The sequence below is a fragment of the Bathymodiolus platifrons methanotrophic gill symbiont genome, assembly GCF_002189065.1.
GTDB lineage: Bacteria > Pseudomonadota > Gammaproteobacteria > Methylococcales > Methylomonadaceae > Methyloprofundus.
In genome coordinates, this window is the sequence record NZ_BDMN01000538.1 from 1 (window position 1) to 1,552 (window position 1,552).

A 1,552-nucleotide genomic window follows, 5' to 3' on the forward strand; every position below is an offset into this window, starting at 1 on the left:
CAGCATTGTGTATTTCAGCTACTCAATAATTGGGAAACTTCAGCTTTTTAGTTTCGGAGATTAATTATTTTTGACTCCTTAGGATGCTTATCCATTAACTATTGAACGTTTAGAAAATATGGACACCTAACTATCAGAATGCCTGCTCTCGCGCTAGTTACTTGATACGAAACCCTCAAGTTTATTTACTCCAATCCCAGCAAGACTTTGATTTCACCTGCTTAAACCCTTGCACACATAACTTTACATATACTAAACAGCCTGGCCTGCGCACCAACCAGATGCCCATGCCCACTGAAAATTATAGCCCCCTAACCACCCACTAACATCCAATGCCTCACCAACAAAGTAAAGCCCATCTACGTGATTAGCCTGCAGGGTTTTAGATGATATTGCATGACAATCCACACCACCCAGAGTCACTTCTGCCGTACGGTAACCTTCCGTGCCATTAGGCTTGATTTTCCAGTGATTAAATTGCCCGGCAATGAATCGAATTTGCTTATGCGACAAATCCAGCAGCGATAATTCCAGCAAATCATCTTGCAAAAAAATAGATACCAGACGCTTGGCTAAATATTGAGCTAAGTAGTTTTTAACTTTCAGCCTATTTTTTTCTTGTTGCGCCTGTAATATTTGCTGTTGTAAATCGAGACCAGGCAATAGATTTATTTCCAGCTCTTCACCCTCTCTCCAATAGGAAGACATTTGCAAAGCAACAGGCCCACTTAAGCCACGATGCGTGAAAAGTAGGTTTTCAGTAAAGCTTTGTCGCGCATTACTTATAATCGCAGAAAGAGCCAGACCCGAAAGCGCAGCATATTTTTCTTTATCTTCTACATGCAGGGTAAATGGCACCAGCCCCGCCCTGGTTGACTGCACAGCAATACCAAACTGCTCAGCAACTTTGTAAGCAAAAGGGGTCGCCCCCATTTTAGGAATTGACAACCCACCAGTAGCTATCACTAAAGACTGGCAGGCTATCTCTTGCTTGTTAGTTTTAACTACAAATCCTGACGCGCCACGCTGCTGAATAGATTTTATAGCAATATTTAACTGGATATCCACACTGGCTTTATCACACTCCGAGAGCAATATATTCAATATATCCCGCGCAGTTTCATTACAAAATAACTGGCCATGTTCGCGCTCATGATAAGGGATATTATTTTGATGAATTAGCTCCAAAAAATCCCATTGAGTATAACGACTTAAGGCTGATTTACAAAAATGCGCATTCTGAGAAAGATAGTGCTCGGCTTCGACACTGTAATTAGTAAAATTACAGCGCCCACCTCCTGACATCAAAATCTTTTTCCCTGGTTTATTGGCATGCTCCAGAACCAGAACTCCACGCTGCCGCTTACCTGCCTCTATGGCGCACATTAAGCCAGACGCTCCAGCACCAATAATAATTACATCAACTTCAAGCATATTAATAACGAATAAAAATAACAAAACATCTGTAGTTTGGCATTTAAATCAGGGTAGTTCAAACACTGAAATATACATCAGTGTTTCCATTGAAAGCAACAATAGCTAAGAAACTTAG

Annotated in this window: 1 protein-coding gene; it reads right to left on the bottom strand. The window is 41.1% G+C overall.

The window, feature by feature from the left end; translation table 11 throughout:
* Positions 1 to 252: 252 nt before the first annotated feature.
* On the bottom strand, positions 253 to 1,434 hold the full coding sequence (locus CDZ78_RS20235; RefSeq protein WP_087871560.1) for a BaiN/RdsA family NAD(P)/FAD-dependent oxidoreductase: 1,182 nt from the start codon (positions 1,432 to 1,434) through the stop codon (positions 253 to 255).
* Positions 1,435 to 1,552: the final 118 nt, after the last annotated feature.

What these genes read in the sequence shown, in the direction of transcription:
- CDZ78_RS20235 (WP_087871560.1), bottom strand. Translation starts at nt 1,434, where the DNA reads ATGCTTGAAGTTGATGTAATTATTATTGGTGCTGGAGCGTCTGGCTTA.